Annotated in this window: 30 protein-coding genes; 14 read left to right on the top strand and 16 right to left on the bottom strand. The window is 60.6% G+C overall.

Features of this window, described 5'->3' with window-relative positions:
- Nucleotides 1–9: 9 nt before the first annotated feature.
- A complete protein-coding gene (locus AMM33_RS06575; RefSeq protein ID WP_090139726.1) occupies nucleotides 10–798 on the bottom strand; it encodes an enoyl-CoA hydratase/isomerase family protein in 789 nt (262 codons plus the stop codon).
- Between the two features lie 84 nt (nucleotides 799–882).
- On the bottom strand, nucleotides 883–1,440 hold the full coding sequence (phaP, locus tag AMM33_RS06580; RefSeq protein ID WP_090139894.1) for a TIGR01841 family phasin: 558 nt from the start codon (nucleotides 1,438–1,440) through the stop codon (nucleotides 883–885).
- 229 nt (nucleotides 1,441–1,669) lie between these two features.
- On the opposite strand from phaP, the gene AMM33_RS06585 reads away from it, so the two are divergent.
- Nucleotides 1,670–2,269 carry a hypothetical protein gene (locus tag AMM33_RS06585; protein ID WP_090139728.1) on the top strand — a complete coding sequence of 200 codons (600 nt, stop codon included), beginning with the start codon at nucleotides 1,670–1,672 and terminating at the stop codon, nucleotides 2,267–2,269.
- 25 nt (nucleotides 2,270–2,294) lie between these two features.
- Here AMM33_RS06585 and AMM33_RS06590 read toward each other — a convergent pair whose 3' ends face one another.
- From AMM33_RS06590 to AMM33_RS06600, 3 genes are all read right to left on the bottom strand, one after another.
- Nucleotides 2,295–3,224 carry an alpha/beta hydrolase gene (locus tag AMM33_RS06590; RefSeq protein ID WP_090139730.1) on the bottom strand — a complete coding sequence of 310 codons (930 nt, stop codon included), beginning with the start codon at nucleotides 3,222–3,224 and terminating at the stop codon, nucleotides 2,295–2,297.
- Between the two features lie 150 nt (nucleotides 3,225–3,374).
- Entirely contained in the window at nucleotides 3,375–3,653 is a 279-nt protein-coding gene (locus tag AMM33_RS06595) for a heavy-metal-associated domain-containing protein (RefSeq protein WP_228767984.1), read from the bottom strand.
- Nucleotides 3,654–3,665: 12 nt separating this feature from the next.
- Nucleotides 3,666–4,418 (bottom strand): DUF4395 domain-containing protein, encoded by a 753-nt coding sequence (locus AMM33_RS06600; RefSeq protein WP_090139732.1) that lies wholly within the window; start codon nucleotides 4,416–4,418, stop codon nucleotides 3,666–3,668.
- 48 nt (nucleotides 4,419–4,466) lie between these two features.
- On the opposite strand from AMM33_RS06600, the gene AMM33_RS06605 reads away from it, so the two are divergent.
- Complete coding sequence (locus AMM33_RS06605; RefSeq protein WP_090139734.1) at nucleotides 4,467–5,087, top strand: Crp/Fnr family transcriptional regulator; 621 nt, start codon at nucleotides 4,467–4,469, stop codon at nucleotides 5,085–5,087.
- 245 nt (nucleotides 5,088–5,332) lie between these two features.
- Here AMM33_RS06605 and AMM33_RS06610 read toward each other — a convergent pair whose 3' ends face one another.
- The 4 genes from AMM33_RS06610 to mdeB form a co-directional block, all read right to left on the bottom strand.
- Nucleotides 5,333–6,550: a serine hydrolase domain-containing protein gene (locus AMM33_RS06610; protein ID WP_090139736.1), complete on the bottom strand. Its 1,218-nt coding sequence runs from the start codon at nucleotides 6,548–6,550 to the stop codon at nucleotides 5,333–5,335.
- A 21-nt stretch (nucleotides 6,551–6,571) separates the two neighbouring features.
- A complete protein-coding gene (locus AMM33_RS06615) occupies nucleotides 6,572–6,895 on the bottom strand; it encodes a type II toxin-antitoxin system HicB family antitoxin (protein WP_090139738.1) in 324 nt (107 codons plus the stop codon).
- Between the two features lie 85 nt (nucleotides 6,896–6,980).
- The gene (locus AMM33_RS22645; protein ID WP_255350675.1) at nucleotides 6,981–7,106 is read right to left on the bottom strand and encodes a hypothetical protein; all 126 of its coding nucleotides are present in this window, start codon (nucleotides 7,104–7,106) and stop codon (nucleotides 6,981–6,983) included.
- Between the two features lie 105 nt (nucleotides 7,107–7,211).
- Nucleotides 7,212–9,899, bottom strand: coding sequence for an alpha-ketoglutarate dehydrogenase (gene mdeB, locus AMM33_RS06620; RefSeq protein WP_090139740.1), 2,688 nt, complete (start codon nucleotides 9,897–9,899; stop codon nucleotides 7,212–7,214).
- A gap of 102 nt (nucleotides 9,900–10,001) precedes the next feature.
- On the opposite strand from mdeB, the gene AMM33_RS06625 reads away from it, so the two are divergent.
- Nucleotides 10,002–10,469, top strand: coding sequence for an Lrp/AsnC family transcriptional regulator (locus tag AMM33_RS06625; RefSeq protein ID WP_053169430.1), 468 nt, complete (start codon nucleotides 10,002–10,004; stop codon nucleotides 10,467–10,469).
- Between the two features lie 19 nt (nucleotides 10,470–10,488).
- Here the strand turns inward: AMM33_RS06625 and AMM33_RS06630 are convergent, their stop codons facing one another.
- Complete coding sequence (locus tag AMM33_RS06630; RefSeq protein ID WP_090139742.1) at nucleotides 10,489–11,712, bottom strand: Fic family protein; 1,224 nt, start codon at nucleotides 11,710–11,712, stop codon at nucleotides 10,489–10,491.
- Nucleotides 11,713–11,854: 142 nt separating this feature from the next.
- Nucleotides 11,855–12,478: a 3'-5' exonuclease gene (locus tag AMM33_RS06635; protein WP_090139745.1), complete on the bottom strand. Its 624-nt coding sequence runs from the start codon at nucleotides 12,476–12,478 to the stop codon at nucleotides 11,855–11,857.
- Nucleotides 12,479–12,690: 212 nt separating this feature from the next.
- On the opposite strand from AMM33_RS06635, the gene AMM33_RS06640 reads away from it, so the two are divergent.
- From AMM33_RS06640 to AMM33_RS22360, 8 genes are all read left to right on the top strand, one after another.
- Nucleotides 12,691–13,779 (top strand): alkene reductase, encoded by a 1,089-nt coding sequence (locus tag AMM33_RS06640; RefSeq protein WP_090139747.1) that lies wholly within the window; start codon nucleotides 12,691–12,693, stop codon nucleotides 13,777–13,779.
- 144 nt (nucleotides 13,780–13,923) lie between these two features.
- Nucleotides 13,924–14,640 (top strand): metallophosphoesterase family protein, encoded by a 717-nt coding sequence (locus tag AMM33_RS06645; RefSeq protein ID WP_228767985.1) that lies wholly within the window; start codon nucleotides 13,924–13,926, stop codon nucleotides 14,638–14,640.
- Between the two features lie 237 nt (nucleotides 14,641–14,877).
- Nucleotides 14,878–15,141, top strand: a complete 264-nt coding sequence (locus AMM33_RS06650) for a type II toxin-antitoxin system CcdA family antitoxin (protein WP_090139750.1) — start codon at nucleotides 14,878–14,880, stop codon at nucleotides 15,139–15,141.
- The gene (locus AMM33_RS06655; protein WP_090139752.1) at nucleotides 15,141–15,458 is read left to right on the top strand and encodes a CcdB family protein; all 318 of its coding nucleotides are present in this window, start codon (nucleotides 15,141–15,143) and stop codon (nucleotides 15,456–15,458) included. The genes AMM33_RS06650 and AMM33_RS06655 overlap by 1 nt, the downstream gene beginning before the upstream one ends.
- A gap of 204 nt (nucleotides 15,459–15,662) precedes the next feature.
- On the top strand, nucleotides 15,663–15,812 hold the full coding sequence (locus tag AMM33_RS21810) for a hypothetical protein (RefSeq protein WP_194945281.1): 150 nt from the start codon (nucleotides 15,663–15,665) through the stop codon (nucleotides 15,810–15,812).
- On the top strand, nucleotides 15,809–16,231 hold the full coding sequence (locus AMM33_RS06660; RefSeq protein WP_090139754.1) for a DUF3293 domain-containing protein: 423 nt from the start codon (nucleotides 15,809–15,811) through the stop codon (nucleotides 16,229–16,231). The genes AMM33_RS21810 and AMM33_RS06660 overlap by 4 nt, the downstream gene beginning before the upstream one ends.
- A gap of 248 nt (nucleotides 16,232–16,479) precedes the next feature.
- Entirely contained in the window at nucleotides 16,480–17,277 is a 798-nt protein-coding gene (locus AMM33_RS06665) for a DUF6088 family protein (protein WP_090139756.1), read from the top strand.
- A complete protein-coding gene (locus AMM33_RS22360) occupies nucleotides 17,270–18,034 on the top strand; it encodes a nucleotidyl transferase AbiEii/AbiGii toxin family protein (RefSeq protein WP_090139758.1) in 765 nt (254 codons plus the stop codon). The genes AMM33_RS06665 and AMM33_RS22360 overlap by 8 nt, the downstream gene beginning before the upstream one ends.
- Nucleotides 18,035–18,050: 16 nt before the next feature.
- Here the strand turns inward: AMM33_RS22360 and AMM33_RS06675 are convergent, their stop codons facing one another.
- On the bottom strand, nucleotides 18,051–18,260 hold the full coding sequence (locus tag AMM33_RS06675) for a hypothetical protein (RefSeq protein ID WP_090139760.1): 210 nt from the start codon (nucleotides 18,258–18,260) through the stop codon (nucleotides 18,051–18,053).
- A 39-nt stretch (nucleotides 18,261–18,299) separates the two neighbouring features.
- Nucleotides 18,300–18,485: a hypothetical protein gene (locus AMM33_RS06680; RefSeq protein WP_090139762.1), complete on the bottom strand. Its 186-nt coding sequence runs from the start codon at nucleotides 18,483–18,485 to the stop codon at nucleotides 18,300–18,302.
- Nucleotides 18,486–18,551: 66 nt separating this feature from the next.
- Here AMM33_RS06680 and AMM33_RS06685 point away from each other — a divergent pair, with 66 nt between their 5' ends.
- Nucleotides 18,552–19,607, top strand: coding sequence for an STAS-like domain-containing protein (locus tag AMM33_RS06685; protein WP_090139764.1), 1,056 nt, complete (start codon nucleotides 18,552–18,554; stop codon nucleotides 19,605–19,607).
- Between the two features lie 26 nt (nucleotides 19,608–19,633).
- Here AMM33_RS06685 and AMM33_RS06690 read toward each other — a convergent pair whose 3' ends face one another.
- The 3 genes from AMM33_RS06690 to AMM33_RS06700 are packed head-to-tail and all read right to left on the bottom strand — an operon-like array spanning nucleotide 19,634 to nucleotide 22,012.
- The gene (locus AMM33_RS06690) at nucleotides 19,634–20,713 is read right to left on the bottom strand and encodes a tetratricopeptide repeat protein (protein ID WP_090139766.1); all 1,080 of its coding nucleotides are present in this window, start codon (nucleotides 20,711–20,713) and stop codon (nucleotides 19,634–19,636) included.
- Entirely contained in the window at nucleotides 20,710–21,474 is a 765-nt protein-coding gene (locus tag AMM33_RS06695; protein WP_090139768.1) for a hypothetical protein, read from the bottom strand. Before AMM33_RS06695 ends, AMM33_RS06690 begins: the two co-directional genes overlap by 4 nt.
- A gap of 43 nt (nucleotides 21,475–21,517) precedes the next feature.
- A complete protein-coding gene (locus tag AMM33_RS06700) occupies nucleotides 21,518–22,012 on the bottom strand; it encodes a chlororespiratory reduction 6 domain-containing protein (protein ID WP_053169143.1) in 495 nt (164 codons plus the stop codon).
- 136 nt (nucleotides 22,013–22,148) lie between these two features.
- On the opposite strand from AMM33_RS06700, the gene AMM33_RS06705 reads away from it, so the two are divergent.
- Both AMM33_RS06705 and AMM33_RS06710 read left to right on the top strand, forming a co-directional pair.
- Nucleotides 22,149–22,571 (top strand): hypothetical protein, encoded by a 423-nt coding sequence (locus AMM33_RS06705; protein ID WP_090139770.1) that lies wholly within the window; start codon nucleotides 22,149–22,151, stop codon nucleotides 22,569–22,571.
- A gap of 25 nt (nucleotides 22,572–22,596) precedes the next feature.
- Entirely contained in the window at nucleotides 22,597–23,373 is a 777-nt protein-coding gene (locus AMM33_RS06710; RefSeq protein ID WP_090139772.1) for an HNH endonuclease, read from the top strand.
- Nucleotides 23,374–23,543: the final 170 nt, after the last annotated feature.

A 23,543-nucleotide genomic window follows, 5' to 3' on the forward strand; every position in this document is an offset into this window, starting at 1 on the left:
TCCGCTTTTTCAACGCCCCACGAACACCGGTTTGCGGCGCTCGGCAAAGGCGGCGCGGCCTTCGGCAAAGTCTGCGCTGGTGCTGGTCAGCGCTTCGCGGGCGCGCAAAGTGGGCCAGTCCATCTGGCCTGCAGCGATTTCATTCAGGGATTTTTTGGTTTCCTGAGCGGCCAGCGGGGCCAGGGCCAGAATGTCTTCGGTCAGCGCCTCCAGCGTGTCCGACCATTCATCCGCACTGACAAAAGCTTCAAACAAACCCAGTCGCTCCAGTTGCTGCCAGTTGAAAGGCCGGGCGGTCAGAAATGCCCGCTTGGCAGCCGCCACCCCAAAGCGGCTGATGTAGCGCTGCAAGCCACTGGGGTAGTAATGCAGGCCCAGAGCCGTGGCAGGCATGCGCCATTCAATGCCTTGCAGGCCCACACGCAGGTCACAGGCCAGCACCACGTCGGTGGCGCCACCGTAAACACTGCCATTGAGTGCGCAAATGGTGATGGGCCGCAGCACGGCCAGCGCTTCGGGCACTTTTTCAAACGCCGTGGCGCCCTGGCCGGGCTCCTTGAAGCCGCCGATGTCATAACCCGCGCAAAACACCGGCTTGGGCTGACCGGCGGTGTTGGCCGTCAACACCAGCACGCGCACCTCGGGCTTGCGGTCGATGGCATCGAACTGGGTCAACAAAGTTTGCAGATCGCCGTTCTCAAGCCGGTTGCGCTGGGCGGGCCGGTTCAGGGTGATGGTGGCAACGCCACCGGCGATGTGCAGTGCAGGGGGTGACGGCTGAGCCAAAGCAGGATTCATCGCAATTCCAATAACAACAAAGGCGTCCGAAGACGCCCTTGATTGTAGAAAGCGCCCCAACAGGGGCGCTCATTGCGCAAAGGCTTAAGCCTTGGCTTTGGCCTTGCTCATGGCGGCTTTGACCGAAGCTTCGGCTTGGGCAGTAGCGGCCTTCAGGTTGGACTCGGCGCTGTCAGCGGCTTGCTTGGCCACTTTTTTCAGGGTTTCAGCGGCGTTTTGGCTGGCTTCGAAAGCGCTTTTGATCACGGCCACAGCGGCGTCAGAACCGGCGGGGGCGTTTTTCAGGCTGTTTTCGACCAGGCTTTTGACAGCTTGCTCGGACTCGGCCATTTTGCTTTCGACGGCTTTGGTGAACTCGCCACCGGTGCTTTGAGCGATTTCAGCCAAGTGACGGCCATAAGACACCGACTTTTCGAAAGCAGGCTGCACCAAAGCGGCTTGCACGGCCAGCAGGTCTTGGGGGGTCTTGGCAGCGATCAGGGCTTGCACGTTGGCGAAAGACTCACCCACAGCGGCTTTGCCAGCGGCCATGTTCAGCTCGACCAGGCGCTCGAAACCGGCGAAAGCGGTTTGCGACAGGCCAGCAGCAGCGGCCAAGTTGGCTTGTTGGGTGGCGGCGAATTGTTCAGCATTGAAGTTCATGGTTTTTTCCTTTTTGGAAGTTTTGTTGCAATGCAGCAATTGGAACACCACCTCTGCATCGAAACAAGGGTAAACCCGTTCTTTAGAGTCGACTCTCCAAAACCTGGCTGTGCCTGATCTGCGTCACAGACATGTCACATCCTTGTGTTTTTGAGTGCGGCCTCGAAAAGGGCTGGGGGCTCTTTACACTCTGGGCTTCGGCCCCCTTGGGCCATGAGGTCACATTCGTATGGAATTATTCAGTTTGTTCTTGCTGCTGGGCTTGGGCGTTCACTGGGTCAATGCCCGTGGGCAGCGTCAGCGCACCGCCTTGCTGGCCGAACAATTGCACCCCTACCAGATCGAAAAACACATGGAGCAGCTGACCAGCGCCTACATGCGCGCACTGGGCGAGAGCGACCTGGCGCGGCAAACGCAAATTTTGCAATTGCAAGAACAGGCCGAGCAGCAGCTGGCCGCAGACTTTCAAAATCTGGCTGAGGCTTTTGCCAAACTGCCAGCCCCTGCCACACGCGCCTTCAAGATTGCGCTGCCCTTTGTGGACCAACTCTCCCCCAAGGCCACTTTTGACATGCGCAGGATGCTGGAGACGCACGCCAAAGGCATTGGTCAGGCGGTTGACAACACGGCTGGCTTGCCACTGAAGGAACGGGCTTTTCGCCTGATGGGGGAAATGTTCCTCATGCAGCACAGCTGCCACTGGTTTTGCAAATCCAAGACCATCGCCTCGGCACGCATGGTGGCCCGGCACCAAACCCGTTACGAGCAAGCGCTCCAAGCGGTCAGCCCCGAAACCCGGCAGGCTTACCTGGCCATCACCGAGGCCTGAGCCGCTGGCGCAGCGGCTTGCGGGCTCAAGCCCAAGCAGTGCGCAAAGCGTGCGCACACAAAGCCACCGCCGTGTTGGCCTCTTGCAGCACCCGGCCCATGGTGATGAAGCCATGGATTTGCCGTTCAAAGCAGATGTATTGCGAGGACACGCCCGCCTGGGTCAGCGCATCGGCATACATCAGGCCCTCGTCGCGCAAAGGGTCAAAACCTGCCGTCAATACAAAGGCTGGCGGCAAATGGGCATGGCTGGTGGCCAACTGGGGCGATGCACGCCAGTCCTGAGCATCTTGTGGCCCGCGCAAGTAGTTGCCCGAATACCAAGCCATGGACTCACGCGTGAGCATGTAGCCTTGACCGTTGGTCTGGTACGAGGCGGTGTCGGGGGCCATGAGGGTGCTGGGGTAAATCAACAACTGCAGCACCGGCTTGAGGCCCAAGTCGCGCAGGCCCAAACAGGCCGCAGCGGCCAGATTGCCCCCCGCGCTGTCGCCACCGATGGCGATGCGTGCCGGGTCAATGCCCAAGGCCTGCGCTTGCGCAGCCACCCACTGCCAGGCGGCCACCGCATCGTCGTAGGCCGCCGGAAACTTGTGCTCAGGCCCCATGCGGTAATCCACCGCCACCACCACGCCATGGGCTTGCTGGCACAGGCTGCGACACAGCACATCGTGTGTGTCCAAGTCGCCAATGGTCCAGCCGCCGCCATGCAGGTACACCAAGGCGGGCATGGCCTGGGTGGCCCCGGCCGGGTGGTACACGCGCACCGCGATGTCCACACCCGAATGCTTGAACGACAGGTCTTGCACCCGCCCCACCTCGGGCGCATCGGGCTGGGTGAATGTGCGCCGCGCCCGGTAAGAGGACCGCGCCTCGGCGGGTGTTTGCGTGTAGACCGGGGGGATGCCCTTTTCGCTCAACAAAGTCATCAGGGCTTGGGCTTGCGGGTCGAGCATGGGGCAACTCCTGTGGGTTGGGTTCTGTGGGGGACAGAGGGGTTCAATGGGGTCGTGCCATTATGGCAACACCAGCGCTTTATGGGCCCTTCACGCCACCACCACTGTCCTGTTTCATCCCCATCCAACAGGCCACAAGCAACTCGCGCTTTAAGCGCTGACCTTGCCGATCGCGCAGCTCACCATCGACTTGGCCTGCGCCAAGCCCGACTGAAAGCCCGCCACCGAGCCTTGTTCGGGGTAGCCCATGCTGCGCAGTTTGTCGGCGATGGCGCTGCGCTCGGCCTCGTTGGCCAAAAGCGTGATGCGTTGCTGCTCGCGGTCAACCTGCACCTCGCTCACACCCGCGATGGTGCTCAGGCCTTTGCGGATGGAGTTTTCGCAGCCGCCACATTTGATGTTCTCGACGTCAAAAATCAGTGCAGTCATGTGGGGGTCCTTTCAAAGACAGCCGTTGTGTTGTTTCCAAATGGTCTCGTGGCCCATGGCCTTGGCGAAATCGGGCACACGGCAGCGCTCTTCTTCGTTGGCCGTGGGCTGGCTCGGTGCACCGTGCATGGCGGGGTGGTGCATGCCGCGCAATGCGGGGCCTTGCTTGACCCAGCCGGCCACCGCGACCATCACCGCCACAAAACCCACCAGCACCAAGGCTTGGCCCCAGTGGCCGCCCGCGCCAGCCGGTGGTGTGTAGCGGCAGGTGCCGCCGGGGCACAGTTGCGCTTGTGTGGGGCGCAGCCAGTCGTGCAGCTTGCAGCCAATGCAAATGCCAAACGCGGTTTCAAAAAACATCAGCAACAAACTGGTGCCACAGACCAGCATGTTGATCGGCCCAATGCTGCGCTCGATCACCAGCAAATACAACATCCACAGGCCCAGCGCCAAGCCGATGCCCCAAGCAAAGCGCTTTTGCGGCGCGCCCACGTATTCGGGCTCCTGCCCGCGCACGACCCACTGGCCGATGATCATGGCCGGGGCCCAGCGCGGGTTGACGAAGAGGCGAATGCCAAACTCGATCACAAAGGCCACCACAAACACCTGCGTGGTTTGGAATTGGCCCAGCAACAAGGCCTGCGCAAACGCGGCGAAGGCCACAACAAACAAAATCCCGGCGCTGGCGCGCACCGCACGTTCGTTGAACACGGGCACCGCGTAATCGGGCAGGGTTTGGCCAAAGGCAAAAAATGGGGTTTTCATGCGGGCAGTATGCGGCGCGGTGGCGCTTTCTCATATGATTTGAATCATATGAATACCAGCATCCCAGACCAGCGCTTGCTTGACCTCTTGCCCCCGGCCCTCTTGGCCGATTGCGAGGCCTTGCATGTGCGCAAAGGCGATCGGCTGTTTGCCACGGGCCAGCGGCCACGCCATTTGTTTTGGGTGCACGTGGGCCAAGTGGTGCTGGAACGTGCGGCGGCCAACGGCACCAGTGTGGTGCTGCAGCGCACGTACCAAGGCTTTGTGAGCGAGGCCAGCCTGCAGTCGCCGCGCTACCACTGCGACGCCCTGGTGGTGGTGGACGCGCACATCACCCGCGTGCCCGTGCCCGCGCTTTTGCAAGCGCTCACCGAAGACCCCGCCTTTGCCCTGCGCTGGATTGGCATGCTCAACCAAGAGGTGCGCCGCTTGCGCTTGCAGTGCGAGCGCCTGAACCTCAAGGGCGTGCAAGCGCGCGTGCTGCACTGGCTGGAAACCGAAGGCACGAGCGGCTGCTGCGCCGTGACCGCAGGCTACAAATCGCTGGCGGCCGAACTGGGCGTGAGCCACGAAGCGCTCTACCGCGCCTTGGCCGACATGGTGGACGCAGGCTTGGTGCTGCGCGAGCTTGAGCGTTTGTGTTTGAAAGCCCCAAGCCCGAAACGGTGAAACATGTCGACTGCTCGAAGGGCTGCTGGACTCGGCCCATGCCGGTGTTGGTTACAGCACTGCAGCGCTTGTGCACAAAACCACTCTATTGATCCGGCCCAGCGAAGTCTTCAACGCTCAAAGAGTTTGCAGGTCGGTGGCTTTAGCCCCGACAAGCAGCCCACGCGTGAAGCACGCGATGTCGGGGCTAAAGCCACCGACCTACGGGAGACAGGTGAACAAAACTCAAACGCCAGGGGGCCGGATCAATAGCGCTTGGCCGCTGCCTCTGCAACTTCGGCATCCACGGCCTGCTGCACTGCCATGTAAAAAGCCTCCCGGGCGGCGGTGGCCGTCGGGTCGGTGGCGTTGTTGCCCCAGTTGGCGTTGGAGGCAATCACGAGCTGGCGCGCCGGGTCAATGAAGATGCCCTGACCGAAGATGCCACGGGCGGCAAAGCTGCCGTTGTTGTAGGTCCACCACTGGTAACCGTAGCCGCGCCCGGGCTGGCCAATGCCGGTGCGCGAGGTGGTGGCTTCTGGCAGCCAGCCCTCGGGCAAAGTGGGCTGGCCGTTGATCTGGGCGCCGTTCAAGATGAATTGGCCGAAACGGGCGAAGTCTCGCGTGGCCGCTTGCAGGCAGCAGCCGCTGATCTCTTGCCCGGTTTTGCTCAGCATCCAGGTGGCCTGTTGTTCCATGCCAGCGGGCCGCCAGATTTTTTCAGACAAGTAATCCGACAGCGTTTTTTTCGTGGCCCGCGAAACGAGCACGCCTACCAAATTGGTCTCACCCGTGCTGTAAAGCCAGCGGGTTCCGGCGGGCACGGCACGCGGCAGTTTGCGCAGGTAACTCACCACGGCGTCCTCGCCGCCATTGGGCTTGTGGTTGTTGAACTGGGCCACGTCGGATTTCGGGTCGTCGTAGTTCTCGTTCCAGGCCACACCCGAGGTCATGGTGAGCAACTGGCGGATGCTGACATCGTCGTAGGCTGAGCCCTTCATTTCGGCAATGTAATCGCTGACCTTGTCGTCCATGCTCTTGATGTGGCCATCGCGCACGGCCATGCCCACCAAGGTCGAGGTCAAAGACTTGGCCACAGAAAAACTGGTCCAACGGCCTTCGCTGTCAAAGTCGAGCCCGTAGCGCTCCAGCCGCACCTGGCCGTTGTGCAGCACCATGAGCTCCGCACTGCGCTGCCCTTGCATGTACGCGTCGATGTCCAGAGGCAGCGCCAGCGGCGGGCCGGGGGGCAAAGCAGACGCCGTGTCACCCGCAGGCACCACGCGGTGCTTGGCCAAAAAGGGCAAGCGATCGAGCGCCCGAAATGCCGCATCGCGCTGCGATGTGCTCCAAAACAGCAGGTCGGTGTTGGTGGGGAACGCCGCCAAGAAACCCCGTGTTTCCTTGTCCAGACTTTGCCAACCCAAGGCACCCGCGCCAAAGATGGCGGCCAGACCGACCAGTGCAATTTTTTTGAACTTCATGACGGGTAGCTCCTGGCTTGTTCAGGCCGACAACTTGGCGCTGGCCAGGCGGTTCAGGCTGACGCCCTGTTCGGCTGCCAACAGTGCCAGATTGCGGTGAACAAGCGGCGGAATGCGGACACGGAACTCACCGCTGTAGCTTTTGTCGGCCAGCGCCACGGGGACGGGTTCGCCATTTGACAGCATGTCGGCGACAACATCGCCCACCAACTTTTGGATGCCTTTGAGCGCAGCTTCGGGCGTTTTTGCCAACCAGCTCAGAGAAGCAAACTCGGTGCACAAGCCCACATGCTCGCCATCTTCTGGCGACCATGTCACGCGGTAGGTGTAGTGTTGAATGTTCATGATGGACTGCCTAATTTCTCGATCGCCTGGCCAAGGCGTCTCGATAACAAGGGTGCCATTATTGACACCATGCGTCAACCAAGAATTAGACCCATTGATCCGGCCCGATGAAGTTTGAATGACCCTTGTTGGTGCCGAGCATGCCGATCTTGTTGTCTTTGTAGGAGCCCACCCTGTGGGCGATGGTTTGCAAGGCGTGTTCCACGCCCATCGCCCACAGGGGTGGGCTCCTACAAAAAACGATCCCTTACCTGTTGTTCAAGACTTCAAGGGACCAGATCATTAGGGTTCTCAGTGCACTGTGCTCCATGTCGAGTTAAGCGGCCAAAGCCCGCGTTGCCGTCTGCGCAATGCTGTCCGCGTCCACCGCAAAGAAGCGGCGCAGCGCGGCCCTCGTGTCGCTGCGGCCGAAGCCGTCGGTGCCCAGCGTGGTGTAGCGGCGGCCTTCGGGCACGAAGGCGCGCACGCTCTCGGGCACGGCGCGCACGTAGTCGGTGGCGGCGATCACGGGGCCTTGGGTGGTTGACAACAGGGTTGCCAAATGTCCACCGCATGGGCCAGCACCACCAGCACCAGCACCAGCACCAGCACCAGCACCAGCACCAGCACCACCAACACCCGCCGCCAGGGCCGCATCGACCAGTCTTTCGGTCGCCATGCCGTCACGCGCCAACTCGCTCCAGCTGGTGATGCTCAGCACCTCCACGCCCACGCCTTGTGCGGCCAGTTGCTGCGCGGCTTTGACCACCTCGGTCAGGATCGCACCCGAGCCGAGCAGGGTCACGCGTTGCGCAGCATCGCTGGGGCCATACACGCCAAATCGGTAGCCCCCGCGCAGCACGTCGGCCTCCACGCCCGACGGCAAGTCGGGCTGGGCGTAGTTCTCGTTCATCAAGGTGACGTAATAAAACACATCGGCCTGCTGCTCGACCATCTCGCGCATGCCCGCGTCCAAAATCACCGCCAACTCGCCCGCAAAGGCCGGGTCGTAGGCCTTGCAGTTGGGGATGGTGGCCGCCACCAAGTGGCTGCTGCCGTCCTGGTGTTGAAGGCCCTCGCCGCCCAAGGTGGTGCGGCCTGAAGTGGCACCGAGCAAAAAGCCACGGGCCCGCTGATCGGCCGCTGCCCAAATGGCGTCGCCCACGCGCTGGAAGCCGAACATCGAGTAATAAATATAAAAGGGCAGCATGGCCAGGCCGTGCACGCTGTAGCTGGTGGCCGCGGCTGTCCAGCTGGCGATGGCGCCCGCTTCGCTGATGCCTTCTTCCAGAATCTGGCCGTCCGTGGCTTCGCGGTAGCTCAGCACCGAGCCGATGTCTTCGGGCGCGTAGCGCTGGCCCACGCTGCTGTAAATGCCCACCTGTTTGAACAGGTTGGCCATGCCAAAGGTGCGCGCCTCGTCGGCCACGATTGGCACGATGCGCGGGCCCAGCGTGCTGTCTTTGAGCAGGTTGCCCAGCATGCGCACAAAGGCCATGGTGGTGCTCATCTCCTTGCCGTCGGCCTGCAGCGCAAACTGCCCGTAACTGGCGAGTACGGGCACAGGCAAGCGGTCGCAGGTCGTCTCGCGCTTGGGCAAGCTGCCGCCCAAGCGGGCGCGGTGCTCGCGCAGGTAGCGCATCTCGGCGCTGTCGTCGGCGGGTTTGTAAAAGGCCAAGCCCTTGGCCTGCTCGTCGCTCAGCGGGAGGTCAAAGCGGTTGCGGTAGTCGATGAGGTCTTGCTCGTCGAACTTCTTTTGGCTGTGCGTGGTCATCTTGCCCTGGCCCGCGCTGCCCATGCCAAAGCCTTTTTTGGTGTGCGCCAAGATCACCGTGGGCTGGCCACGGTGCGCAGCCGCTGCCGCATAAGCGGCGTGGATTTTGACGATGTCGTGGCCGCCGCGCTTGAGCCGGTCGATCTGCTCGTCGGTCATGCCCTGCGCCAGCCGCGCCAGCTCTTCGTTTTGGCCAAAGAAGTTGTCGCGGTTGTAGCGCCCATCTTTGGCGGCAAAGGTCTGCATTTGGCCGTCCACCGTGTTGGCAAAAGCGCGCAGCAAAGCGCCCGAGGTGTCGCGTGCCAGCAGACCGTCCCAGTCGCTGCCCCAGACCAGCTTGATCACGTTCCAGCCTGCACCCGCAAACAGCTTTTCCAGCTCGTCGATGATGCGGCCGTTGCCGCGCACGGGGCCGTCCAAGCGCTGCAAATTGCAGTTCACCACCCACACCAGGTTGTCGAGTTTTTCGCGCGCGGCCAAGGTCAAGGCGCTCATGCTCTCGGGCTCGTCCATCTCGCCGTCGCCAAACACGCCCCACACCTTGCGGGCGCTGCAGTCTTGCAGCTGGCGGTGCGTCAGGTAGCGCATGAAACGGGCGTGGTAGATCGAGCTGATCGGCCCCAAACCCATGGAGCCCGTGGGGAACTGCCAGAAGTCGGGCATCAGCCAAGGGTGTGGGTAGCTCGACAAACCGCGAGCGCCGCTGTCGGGCGCGGTGATTTCCTGGCGGTAGTGCATCAGGTCCGCCTCAGACAAGCGCCCTTCCAGAAAAGCGCGGGCGTACACGCCGGGTGCGCTGTGCGGCTGGAAGAACACCAAGTCGCCCTTGTGCTGCTCGGTGCGGGCGTGGAAGAAGTGGTGGAAGCCGGTCTCGAACAAATCGGCCACGCTGGCGTAACTGGCGATGTGCCCGCCCAACTCGCCATAGGCCTGGTTGGCCCGCACCACCATGGCCAGCGCGTTCCAACGCATGATGGCCACCAGCCGCTCTTCGGTGGCCAAGTCGCCGGGGAACACGGGCTGGTTTTGCACCGCGATGGTGTTCATGTAGGGCGTGTTCAGCTCGGGCTGCCAGCCCGTGCGCTGCTGGCGCGCCACGACGGCCAGCTCGTCCAGAATTTGCCGCGCACGCTCGGGGCCTTGCGTGCCGATCAACGCCAGCAAAGCCTCGCGCCACTCGGCGGTTTCTTCGGGGTCAATGTCGTGGGCGGACAACATCGCTTGCAAATGGGGTTCGATGGGTGCGTTCATGCGCTGAACTTTACAGAGGCAAGCGGCGCATGTGCTGCGTATTTGAACCAACTTATCCGTCATTTAAAGCACAATATGCCGAAATTAAAAGGAATTCAGCACATGATTCTGGACAACGTGGATTTGAAGATACTCGACGAACTGCAGCGCGACGGCTCACTGTCCAACGTGACGCTGGCCAAACGCATCGGCCTGTCGCCCTCGCCGTGCCTGGCCCGCGTCAAGGCACTCGAGAGCAACGGCGTGATCCAGCGCTACGTGGCGCTGGCCAGCGCGGCGGCGCTGGGGCTGGGCCTGACGGTGTTCATCTCCATCAGCCTCAAGACCCAAAGCAAGGAAACCCTGGCCGACTTTGAGGCGCACATCGCCCGGCACGACGAGGTGATGGAGTGCTATTTGATGACCGGCGACAGCGACTATTTGTTGCGCGTGGCCGTGCGCGACATGGCGGCGCTGGAACGTTTCATTCTGGAGCAGCTCTCACCGATCCCGGGGGTGGAAAAAATCCGCTCCAGCTTTGCGCTCAAGCAGGTGCGCTACAAGACGGCGCTGCCGCTGGGTTTGGGGTGAAGGTGAGGGTGAGACGCTTTCAACCCTGCGCCTCGGCCTCCGGCCACAAACTCGGAAAGTAAAAGCGCAACGCGTGCTGCGGCACGCCCAGGCGCAGCTTGCCGTGAGGCGTATCGCTTTCCAGTAACCCTCTTTTGAGCAAAGCCGACACCTGCGCCGTAGCCAAGCGTTCGCCCAAACCCAGCATGGCTTTGAAGTCGGCCCGGTCCAGCTCGGCCTGCGACGCAAACAGGTAATGCAGCGCCCGCAAAGCCTCGGCGCGCACGCCTTGTTTGACCACGTTTTCCTCGTAGGCCAAACACGCCGCCATGCGGTCCTTCATGCCATCGAGCGACAGCAAGCCCGACATGAAGTCGACTTGGTCGATGCACACGCCCAGCACGTAATCGATCCAGCGAATCAAACCCGACTCGGTCAGGTTGCCCCGGCCATCCAGATCGCCTGCCCGGGGTTCATCGGCTGCTGCCAGATGCGCATAGTAGGCCTCATGCGTGCGGGCAAACCCGCGCAAAGGCGACCACAAACCATTCGTCAGACCCATGTGCCCCAACACCAGATGGCTGTGCAGCCGAACCACGCGGCCGTTGCCGTCTGCAAAGGGGTGAATCCAGGCCAGCCGCTGGTGCGCCGCCGCCATGGCCACCAACTGCAACTCGCCCCGTCTGACGCCCGAATAGACGCTGGTCCAACGCGACAAAAACGCAGGCAAAACTGCAGCGGCTGGGGCGGCATGGCGGCCCACGCTCACCTCGCGCTCCCGCAGGGCGCCGGGCTGCAAGGTTTGCACGCCCCCTGGTGATTCGATGGCGCGATCGGCCTCGGGCAAGCGGGCGAACAAATCCTGGTGGATATCGCAAACCGTTTGCACCGACCAAACTTTCGCGGCGTCCCATGCAGGCCACAGCGCCTCCAGCTGCGCTTCGGTGGCCATGTGGGCCAGCGCCATGCGCTGGCGGCGGGCTTTATCGGCATCCTGCGCGTAATCATTGCGCAGGGCCTGCTCGATTTCCAGCGGCAAAGTGTGCTGCCCCTCAATTTTGTTGGAGTAATACGAGTTCATGGCCCGCAAAGACGAGCGCAGCCCCGGCAAGGCCCCGCTTGGGCACCAGCCCGACAAACGGTCCGCCTTGCGGATCAGGTCATGCGCACGCTCCAGCAGGGGGCCCATGCGGTGCTCGGAAGGCAACAGGGGCTCCATCTGCGCAGGATGGTCATAAAGCTGAAATTTTTGCGACTTTGACATAAGATGCAAGTCTATGTCATGCAAAGATATTTACCAAATCATGCGGGAAATTTTGCGACTTTAAATGCGACTTAGTTTGCGCCATTCAGCCCCCGCCAAGCTCTGCACCAACACACACCATGTCGGACCTGAAGGTGCCGACCTACGAAGATCCAGGGCCACCCGTGCGCGCCTTCAAATACGGCCCCACCATGTGGCGGCTGGTGCGTTGCAGGCCCATAAGCAAAGCGTGGTCGGGCTGCTGGCAGGCGTAGCGGGTTTTCAGGTCGTGCTGCATCTGCGCCAGCAAATGCGCGGCCATTTCGGCATCGGCCAAGGCCCGGTGGGCACGACCTGACGACGGCAAATGGTGCAGCGCCGCCAGCGTGCCCAGCTTGTGGTTGGGCGCTTGCGGGTACAGGCGGCGCGACAGCAGCACGGTGCAAGCAAAAGGGTGCGAGCCGTCTTGTCCACAACGCGCCAGCTCGGCTTGCCAAAACTTTTTGTCAAAGGCCGCGTTGTGCGCCACCATGGGCCGCCCGGCCACAAAGCGCGCCGCCTCGCGCATCACCTGCTCGGCTGGCGGCGCGGCTTGCACCATCTCGTTGGTGATGCCAGTGAGCTGCGTGATGAAACTGTTCACCCGCACCCCGGCATTCATCAGGCTTTGGTAGCGGTCCACCACTTGGCCGTTTTCCAGCAAGACAATCGCCACCTCGGTGGCGCGGTCACCCATGTTGGGAGAAATCCCGGTGGTCTCAAAGTCGATGACGGCGATGGTGCTCAAGGTGTGTTGTCCGGTGTGAAAGGGGAGTGCCATTATCCCAAGTGCGGTGCGGCCTCTTTGACCGGACAGTGTTGTTGTAGGAGCCCACCCTGTGGGCGATGGGCGTGGAACACACCCTGCAAACCATCGCCCACAGGGTGGGCTCCCACAAGGAACTGTTCCACTCATAATGATCGACTTCTCTTTTGGCCCCACCGCATAACAAAGCCCCCATGACCGACACACTTGCCCAACTCTTCCAACCCACCCGCATCGGCGACATCGACATGGCCAACCGCGTGGTCATGGCGCCACTGACCCGCTGCCGCGCCGACGAAGCCGCAGGCGACATTCCCGGCAGCGCCATGAACATCGAGTACTACCGCCAGCGCAGCAACGCAGGCCTGATCATCAGCGAAGGCACACAGGTCTCGCCCGGGGGCAAAGGCTATATGGCCACACCCGGCATTTACTCGGACGCGCAGGTTGAAGGCTGGAAGCCCATCACCCAGGCCGTGCACGCAGCGGGCGGCAAAATCGTGGCGCAAATCTGGCATGTGGGTCGCATCAGCCACCCCGACCTGACTGGCGGCGTTGAACCCATCGCGCCCTCGGCCGTGGCCGCCAAGGTGATGGCCTACGGCCGCAACGGCAAAGTGCCCGCTCCCGTGCCACACGCCTTGACAGAGGACGAAATCAAGCAAGTTGTCCAGCAATACCGCCAAGGCGCGGCCAACGCCATGCGGGCCGGTTTTGACGGCGTGGAAATCCATGGCGCCAACGGCTATTTGATCGACCAGTTCTTGCGCGAGAGCACCAACCTGCGCACCGACGGCTACGGGGGCTCGCCCGAAAACCGCATCCGCTTCGCGCTGGAAGTGGTGGATGCTGTGGCTGCCGAAATCGGCGCAGGCCGCACCGGCATCCGCCTGTCGCCCGTCTCGCCCGCCAACGACTCGGCCGAGAGCAATCCCCAAGCTGTGTTTGGGCCTTTGGTCGAAGCACTCAGTCAGCGCGGCATCGCGTTCATCCACTTTGTCGAAGGCTCCACCGGTGGCCCACGCGACTTGACCGGCTTTGACTTTGCCTGGGCACGTCAAACCTTCAAAGGCGCCTACATCGCCAACAACGGCTACACCCGCGACATGGCCATCGACGCCATCGCATCGGGCAGTGCCGACGCCGTGGCCTTTGGCCGCGCCTACATCTCCAACCCCGACTTGGTGCAACGCCTCAAAGCCAACGCCCCACTGGCCAAAGCGAACTCCAGCACCTTTTACGCGCCGGGGCCTGAGGGGTACACCGACTATCCGGCGATGTGAGACGGCGGTTGACGGGCGACCACGTCGCTGTAGGAGCCCACCCCGTGGGCGATCGGCGTGACACACGCCCTGAAAACCATCCCCCACAGGGTGGACTCCTACAAAAAGGTCCATGACTTGCCAAGCCCGTCAATCCAACACCTCATGTACGATTTACTTGGATCAACCACCGCCTCAAGTTCACTCCCCATGCACCCCGGCCCCATCCTCTTTTGCGGCGACCCGCACGGCCAATGGCAGCACATCATCGATGCGGCTGAGCAAACACGCGCCCGCGCCGTGATCTTGCTGGGCGATCTGGAGCCGTCACGGCCGCTGCACATCGAGCTGCAAGCCATTTGGGAGCGCGTCTGGTTCATCCACGGCAACCACGACACCGACCATGCGGACAACTTTGCCAACGTCTGGCACAGCGACGTGAGCGAGCGGCAGCTGCACGGCCGCGTGGTCACGCTGCCCTGCGGCACGCGAATTGCCGGGCTGGGCGGTGTATTTCGCGGTGCGGTGTGGTACCCCAAAGACGCACAAGAACCCAAGTTTCGCAACCGCGAAGCGCACGCCCGTGTCACCCCGCGCCAAGACCGCTGGCAAGGCAGCGTGCACCTGAAGCACTGGTCCACCATCTACCCTGACGAGGTGGAACAACTTGCATCGCTGCAAGCCGACATCCTCATCACCCACGAAGCGCCCGGCTACCACGAACACGGCTTCAAAGCGCTGGACACCCTGGCGCGCCGCATGGGCGTGCGCATGACGGTGCACGGCCACCAGCACGACTGCATTGACAGCAGCGCTCACTGGGACGCGCAAGGCTTTCAGAGCTTTGGGGTGGAGCTGCGGGGGGTGATGACGTGGCCTTGAGCGCGATCAGCCCTGCTCGCCTTTAGCCAGTCGGGCTTGCCAGGCCGCATATTCGGAGCGGCGCAAGCGGTACCGCGCAATTTGTCGCACAACGCATACTGCCCTTTGAATCTGCAGGCTTGACCGTGATCAACTCTTGACCGTGCACTGAAAACGGACATAGTCCATTCAGATCGTTCACACACGCACCGATAGCCATTAAAATATGCGCACACCACAATGCGCATAAGGTTATAGATGCCAACCCTACCCACCACAGAACGTCCACCCTCTGGCACGCCAGGCAAACGCGCCATCAATCTGAGCCTGAGCAGTGATGTGCTGTTAGCCGCCAAACAGCTCGACATCAACATCTCGAAAGTCTGCGACCAACACCTGCGCCTCGTCGTGCAACGCGAACAAGAACGCCAATGGCGCGAGCAACACGCAGATTTCATTGCGGCTTACAACGGCACCATTGCAGCCGAAGGCCTGCCACTGGACGAGTGGAAAAGCTTCTGATGGCCCGCTTTGACGTTTACGCCAACCCAGGCGGCTCCGCCACAACAACACCCTACTTGCTGGATGTACAAAGCGATCTGCTCAATGGGCTGGACACCCGGATGGTCATTCCAATGCGTGGGCTCAAGCACTTCCCGAAAGTCAAGTTGTCAAACCGGCTGACACCCATCTTCACCATCGATGGCGAAGACTTCTTGCTGGAAACGCCAAAGATGGGTGCTGTGCCCTTGCGGGTGCTGAAATCGCCCGTGACTTCACTCGCTCAGGAACAAGACCAGATCACCACTGCACTCGACTTTTTGTTTCAGGGCTATTGATTCAATACCGAGCACAGTCACCCGCCCATGCCCGGCACCTCAATCGGTCAAAGTGAATAAATAGACTCTGCAATCTCCACCGCGCCGGATTTATTCCAGACCACTTGCCTGGGCGCACAACAAATATATGGCTAAAGCGTCACGCAGCGCCCTGATCCCGCACGCCGCCGACGTTCCAATCGTCTGCGGGAGAAGGAAAAAACCATGGCCTACGCCACCATTGCGCTGCAAAACCAAACCCTCCAAATACAGACCGTGCCCGGCTCTGGAATGATCAAGGTACTGCTGCCAGAAAGCGCCCCCTGCTTTTACAACCCGGCCACGGGCTTGTTCGGAACAGAGCCCTCACCATGACAAGCCAGCTGCCCGCCGAACTTTTTCAAGCCTTCACCGAAACCCACTACATCGTCCACCATGAACCGCCGTTCACGATGAACATCGGCGTGTTTTGCCCCGACCTTGAAAAGCTGATGGCCGAGCGCAAGGCCTTGTGCGCCGCTTTCATCACCGCATGGAACCCGTTTGCCCAACAACTGACCAATACAGAAAACGAAGCGCGACAGCAAACGCTGAAAGACAACCTCACGGAACGTGGCCAGGTTTTCATCGATGGCATCGGGCAACACCCCGGCAATGGCTGGCCCGGTGAGCCCAGCGTGCTGATTCTGAACATGGGCCGCGAAGCCGCCAAAGCGCTGGCGGGTCAATATGAGCAATGGGCCTTTGTCTGGGCCGATCAAGCAGCCGTGCCGACGTTGATGCTGCCCGATTGACGTGACCGTTTATTGATCCGGCCCTTTGAAGTCTGAAGTGAAAGGCTGGTCTTGGGTACAACGATCAGCCCTGTGATCCCTGTGGGAGTCCCGCCCCGGGGCGATGGAGGGTGGTCTGAGAGATGCCATCGCGGCGAGGGTGCCGCTCTTACAAAAAAGGCGTTTATGCAAACATCATCGGGTCTGCATTTTTCAATAGCACCGCTTAAATAATTGACATTGTTTGAAAAACGTCAATAATTTCTGACATGCAAACATCTGAAAAGATCAGGCAAACTATCGCAGACAAGCCCCCAGGGGCCGTTTTCTCCAGTGCTGACTTTTTGTCGGTGGGGACTCGCGCAGCCGTTGACCAGGCGCTCATTCGGATGATGAAGGCAGGGACCATTGAGCGGGTCGCCAGAGGGCTGTATGTCACAGCGGGCCAGCGTGTGGACGCACAATCCATTGCCCATGCAATGGCGCAAAAGACGGGGGAGAAAGTAGGGCTTGCGCCAGCCGGAGGAGCAGAAGACCTGCTGGTGGTGCCCACTTCGGGTCTGTCGCGCACCGTCCAGGCTGCTGGGCACACCGTGCAATTTCGCCGCATGAGTCAAAGGAAAATCCAGCTTGCGGCCAGCCCCAAGGGCAGGATCTTGCTTGAGCTGTGGACCCAGGGAATGCAAAACCTCACAACGCTGGACATCCAGCGTGCCACGGGTGACTGGGCAGAAGGGGAAATGGACAACTACGCAGCGCTGATCCCCGCGTGGCTGCGCACCGTCATTCACCAAGCCAATGCGACACGCAAGTCCGTCAAGATCGGTTTATCGGGCGCTTATGACTGGTCAAACCCCAACATCAAGGACGATGTGTTGATCGGCCATGTGCTCGAAAAGCACAAGTTCGAGGATGTGGCTCGGCTGTGCTTTTACTACGGCGTCCCCAAGGTCAAGCGCGTTTTCAAGCGGCGTGCATTTGAGCCCATGACCAGCGCCAGCGTGAGCAGGATGCTGGGCAACATCAGCAAAGGCTTGCGAACAGCAAAGGAGCCATCGAATGCTTAAGCTCAAACTGGATTTCATGCCAGAGGCGACTCGGCAAAATTTCGCCCGACTCCAAGACGACCCTAAACTGGCCGACTTCACCTTGGTCGGCGGCACTGCGCTGGCATTGCAAATAGGGCACCGGATCAGCGAAGACCTGGACTTCAATATCTTTGGCCAAAAATTGCCCATCAAAGCTATTGATGGCCTCCTGGATGATTTGGCTACAAGTGGCTCCACGATTGAAAGCCTGATCACACCTGAACAAAAGCTGGGCTTCAAAATCAATACGTCAGAAAACCTGGATCACTACATTCAGGATTACCTGATTGACGGCGCCAAGGTCACGTTTCATTCCCGCAATGAAAGCGATCGGCCCAAGGCGCAGATTGCGTACTTAAAGACCGCCCCCAAGGTGACGGTTTCTGAAGGGGGCTTTGATGTGCTGAGCGTTGAAGGGCTTCTTGTCATGAAAAGCCTCGTTGTCTATGACCGCGTGAAGTCTCGTGATCTCTACGATTTGATGGTCCTCACCAGAGACCATGGCTACACACTCGACGACATTTTTTTGGCCATCAACAGCTATCAGCCCATCAGAAACAAAGACCCCGAACACTTCAAGAGCGTGGTCACGGGCGTGATCCCGCTCGACAAAAACGATGAAAGTTTTGCCAGCATCCAGCTGAATGTGAAGATGACTGACATTTACAAGTACTTCCAGAAGCTGATCAACGACTACGAAATCAGGGCCGTCCAGCAAATGCGGCCAAGCTCTTGAAGCACGCAAGGCTGCTTTATCGATAACGGGCTTGGTGAATAAACGTCGGGGCTTTCGCTGCGATCGCCTGCACGTGTTTGCGCAACTCCTGCTTGGTTACAAAAGTCTTGAAACGCCCCGCATCGATGTCGGCAATGCCCTCTTGGGCGGCTTGTCGTAACGTGGCAAGCCGGTCGACATCATCGGCTTGACCTTGAACCAGCTTGTGGATGCGAAGAATTTTCATGGTGCAGATTGTGGCGTGGGTGTGGGAACGACAAAACGCTTATTCATCAGACGGCGCAATCAAAGCCACCAAGCCCATGCTCATGGCCTCCAGCTCGTGCTCAGGAAAACCGTGCTGGTCGAACAGCGCGTTCATGCCTGCAAAGGCCTGGTTCAACAAGAAACCCCAGTAAGGCCACTGGGCGGCCAGCCGCTTGAGCGTCAGCCAGGTCCGACTTTCCGACATCAACAGAACAATAAACTGATCCAAGATATACAATGAAAAAATCAAAATTTACATTGAGCGATACAAATGCTTGACCTTAACGATGCAATCATCCTCGCTTGTGCTGCACAAGGTGGGGCCATGGCCAGTGTGGCGACCGAGCAAACCGGCCTGACGCGGGTAGCCGTGTCGCGTCGCATCAAGAAGCTGGCCGACAGTGGCTATTTGCAGCGGCACGGCACAGGCACCCGGCAAACCTACAGCCTGGGTGACAAGCGCTTTTGGCTGGGCGTGCAGCAGCGCGAGAGCATTTTGCAGCGCGGCGGTGAAATGGCCGTTTGGGAGCAGCGCCTTGCGCCCCTGCTGACCGACCTCAAGCCCAACGTCAAAGGCCTGGTGAACACCGCATTCACCGAAATGCTCAACAACGCGCTGGACCACTCCAACGGTTTGCAGGTGCTCATGGGCATGCACCTAGAGGGCGGACAGTTGCAAATGGTGGTGGCCGATGACGGCGAGGGGATCTTTTGCAAAATCGCCGAATCGGCACACCTGTTTGATGAACGCTTGGCCATTTTGGAGTTGGCCAAAGGCAAGTTCACCACGGCTGCCCAAGGCCATTCGGGCATGGGCATTTTTGTGTCGTCCCGCATGATGGACGGCTTCGCCATCGAATCGTGTGGCCTGCGTTTTGACCCCAACGAGGCCAGCACCCCCTTGGCCCGTTTTGACTGGATCGACGTGAACGCCGCTTTGAAGCCGTCACAGGTGCAGACCATGGTGCGCATGTCGCTGGCGGTGGACAGCACCCGCACCAGCAACGATGTGTATTTCAAATACTTTGAAGCCAGCAACGTGGGCGATGCAGAGCCCGGCGAAGCCTTTCACACCACAGAAATCCCGGTGCGCCTGGCACAACTGAGCAGCGAGCTGGTCTCTCGCTCGCAAGCTAAATGGGTCATGAACCGTGCCACACAGTTCAAAACCGTGGTACTTGACTTCGAAGGCGTGGCCCACGTCGGCCAAGCCTTTGTGGATGAAGTTTTTCGTGTCTTTGCCACCGCACACCCTCATGTGCGGCTCAAAACCATGGGCATGACACCCGAGGTGGCCAAGCTCGTGAGCTTGTTTGGAGGGGCTTGACTCCACTCAAGCCTGCTCTACCAAATTCACCGCCCCTTGATCGCCTGCAAAGCCATCGCATATTCCTTCGAAAAATCCGCCCCCAGGTCCGCGCTCGGGTCCACCTTCTGGAAGGCCGCGTACATGATGGCCAGCAGGTGCAGGCCTGAGAACTCGCCGGGCAAACTCTTGAGCGTGTATTGCTTTGATGGGTTGTTGATGTCCAGCCCAGACTGACCCTTCAAAGCGATTTCGAGGGCGATGCGCTGCATGTCCTTGGGGCTGACTTTGTCGAAGGTGCGTAGCGCATCGGTGATGTAGGCCAACACGTCCAGCCGCAGGCCACCGACAGCGCCCTCTTGCAGACCCTTGTGCGCCAGGCGCGTGCGGGCTTTTTCGGCCTGCTCCACCACGGGCGATGTCGGGTGCTCCTTGATGATCCGGTTGAACAGACCATCGGCTTCGCGGTCGGCATCGACCGTGTCCAGGTCGGACAAGCCCAGCGCCAAGCCGTAAATGCTTTGCGGGTCATCGGGCATCAGGGCCAGCGCATTGCGCAGGTAGGCCACGCCCTCTGCCGGGCGCTTCATGGCCAGCAACATGCCGCCCAGGTTGCGCTGTGTGTAAGCGTCTTTCGGGTTGAGGCGCAGCGCTTCGGTGAAAGCCTCTAAAGCCTGCTCCGGCTTGCGCATGCGGTGGTACGCGTTGCCAATGCCAATCCACGAATGCGCGTGCTTCGGGTCCAGCTGCACGGCCCTTTTCAGGCGAATGATCGCTTCGTCGAACTGGCCCAACTCGCTGTAGCAAAGCCCCAGGTTGTAGAGCACGGCGGCATTGTCCGGCTCGTCCTTGTTGACCGCTTCCAGGTAAGGCACGGCCTCGGCCAGCTTGCCCGCCTTGAGCTTGGGCATGATCATGTCCAGCGCATCCGCATCACGCGGGTAAGTCATCACGCCAATCTCGACATCGTCCACCGTGACGATGGCGTTTTGACCACTGGCCGCGTATTCGGCCGCGAAGTGCACCGTAACCGCCATCTTGAAAGCCTCAGAGCCAATCTGCCTCGCATCGGCGGGCAGCAGGTTCAGGTCGAAGCGGTGCAGGGGAATCTTGAATTCGGAAATCATGAGAGGATTTTGTAAGGACGCCAGGCGTACCAGGACGACACGCCCAGCGCTTGCGCCCAGGCATCAATAAGGGCGCGGTCGTGCTCGGGGCCTGTGGGCACGGCCGCGCCCGCATCGCGCAAAGCCTCGCCCATGCCCAACACACCAGCGGCCCGGTAGGCAATGGCATAAATGCCGGTGCCCAGCAGCTCGTCGGCCAACAAGGCATAAGCCGCAGGCATGCCCAGCAAAGGCACGGGCACCGTCAAGCGCCCCATGGCCATGGACAAGAGCCGCAGGTTTTCTTGCTGGATCAAGTCCATGCCTTCGCGCTGCAAATCGCGCAAAGCCGGGAACTCGTCATGCAGCCACTGGTCCACCCGCATGCCCACCGGGTAAGACAGCAAGGTCATCAAGGCCCATTGCTCGATCTGGTGCGCGAACATGGGCACGCGCTCCAGGTCGGCAGCGGGCAGCGCCTGCCCACTGGTCAACAAGGTGGCGGCCTGCTCTGTGCCATCGCCCGTGTCCACAAAATCGAAACGCTGATCAGGCGGCAAAGCAAAAAAGCGCAAGGCAAAGCCGCACTGGTAGGCGACCCAATAGTCCAGCGGCCCACTGCCCGGCCGGTAACGCAGCACATGGGCGGCGGCACCGTGGCGGGCTTTCTGGAGGGTGGCTTGGATGCTGAGCGAACTGTCAGGCTGAAATTCGACGGGACACCCGCTGAGGGCTTCGACCCGCTGCACGATGCCCAGCGTCTCTGGGCGTAGATTTTTCATGGGGTGATTATCGGGGCTTTGAAAGCGGACGGACAAGGCCGCATCACTCAGACGGCGCAATCAAAGCCACCAAGCCCATGCTCATGGCCTCCAGCTCGTGTTCAGGAAAACCGTGCTGGTCGAACAACGCGTTCATGCCCGCAAAGGCCTGGTTCAAAAAGCCGGGCAGCAGCGCCGGATCGATGAGCACCGCGCCACGGCCGGGAAACTCCACGCCGCAGCAGCACGAGCCCAAAATCTTGATGCTGTCGTCCACCTGGTTCAAAAAGAAACCCCAATACGGCCACTGAGCGGCCAGCCGCTTGAGGAAGTGGCGCACCTCGGGAATGTCCACCAGCTCACGGGGGTCGTGGTTGTAGCCGTCCACCACCAGACTCATCTGCCCCCGGTAAAGCCAAGCGTCTTCACGCGTGGCGGTGAACACCTTGAGTGAATCCAGCACCGAAGCCAGATCTTGTTGCTCCACCTGCCGCCTGGAAATCAACAGGACAACAGGGTCGGTCACGCCTTTGCGCAGGTCAAGTCGGGGTGGGGTCATGGGCGGGTATTTTGGCTTGGCTGAAAAGCAGCCTCCACTTTAGCCGCTACGGACCATTGGATAACCCAGGCAAAGCCCTGGTACACAAAGCCCCGCCCCATTCGTAAGCTGAGCGCCTTTGCAACAAGGACGCGATATGCCCAAGCAAACACAAGCAGCCGATGCACCCGTTTACGGCATTCGGCCCCAAAAACCCGGCATGTATTTGGGCTTGTTCCATGGCCGCGACACACCCAACCAAGTCATGAACGACTGGGGTTTTGATGGCCCCGCACTGGGTCCCCTCATTTACTTTCACACCACCTACGCTTGCAGCGTGAATCTCCAGTTCACCAGCCCGAGCGACGCCCACTTGCTCACCGGCAACAACGACACGTTTTTGGAACTGCAAATGGACGGCGACCTGCTGTGCTTTGACGGCAAGCTGTACGGCGATTGGACGGTCTATGTGGTGACGCCCGAAGAATGCTTAAGGCCACCCGACACCTTCCGACAAAACACCCGCCCCAACAATTTGCGCAGGCAAGCCAAACCGGTTCCATGGGACGAGGACAGCTAACATCCGCGATCAGGGAGAACAACACATGCCACGATCCACCGACTGGACGCGCAACGAAACATTGGCGGCGTTTCACATTTACCTGCAACTGCCATTTGGGCAGCTGCACCGCAACCAACCGCGCATCGTGCAGTTGTCGCAGTGGATTGGGCGCACCGCCAGCGCTGTGGCCATGAAGCTGGTCAACTTGGCCAGCCTCGACCCACAAATTGTGGCCAGTGGCCGACGCGGCATGGGCAATGCGTCCAAACTGGACCAACAAATTTGGCACGAATTTTTGGCGGCTAACGACCCCGTGGTGACCGAAGCGGCCACGTCCTTTGGCAGCTATGCAGAACAAAACGGCCTGCCGCCCTTTGTGGACGTGCTGGACGAAGTGCCCGAGATTGCAGAAGGCAAAACCACCACGGCCATCGTGCAGGTGCGCGTCAACCAAGCCGGGTTTCGCCGCTCGATTTTGGCCAGCTACAACGCCACCTGCTGCATGAGCGGCCTGCGCGTGCCCAAACTGCTGGTGGCCAGCCACATCGTGCCGTGGAGCATGGACACCCAAAACCGCCTGAACCCCAGCAACGGCCTGTGCCTGTCGGCCTTGCACGACCGGGCCTATGACCAAGGGCTGATCACGGTGTTACCGGACTTCACCATCCGCGTGGGCGAAGCGCTGCGCCACGCCGAGTTGGACCCGTTTGCACTAAGCAGCTTGGCGCAATGCCAAGGGCAGGCGATTCGCCTGCCGGAACGCTTTCGGCCTGCGCCTGCGTTTTTGGAGGCGCATGCGCGGAGGTTTGGGTTTTTGTGAACTGTAGCCCTTAGTGACTGATGAATGCCGTGCGTTCAGTGGATGCCAAAATGTGGCGGCACAAGATGCATATCCGTCTAGCGTGCGTCACTTCATCGCTCAGAATTACGGCACACTACGCAGATGCTGTGAGGCCACGGCATTAGTGCTTAAAACAGATAGCGTCGAGT

Origin of the sequence: Limnohabitans sp. DM1 (assembly GCF_001269385.1) — a bacterium.
In the GTDB taxonomy this organism is placed as follows: Bacteria; Pseudomonadota; Gammaproteobacteria; order Burkholderiales; family Burkholderiaceae_C; genus Limnohabitans_A.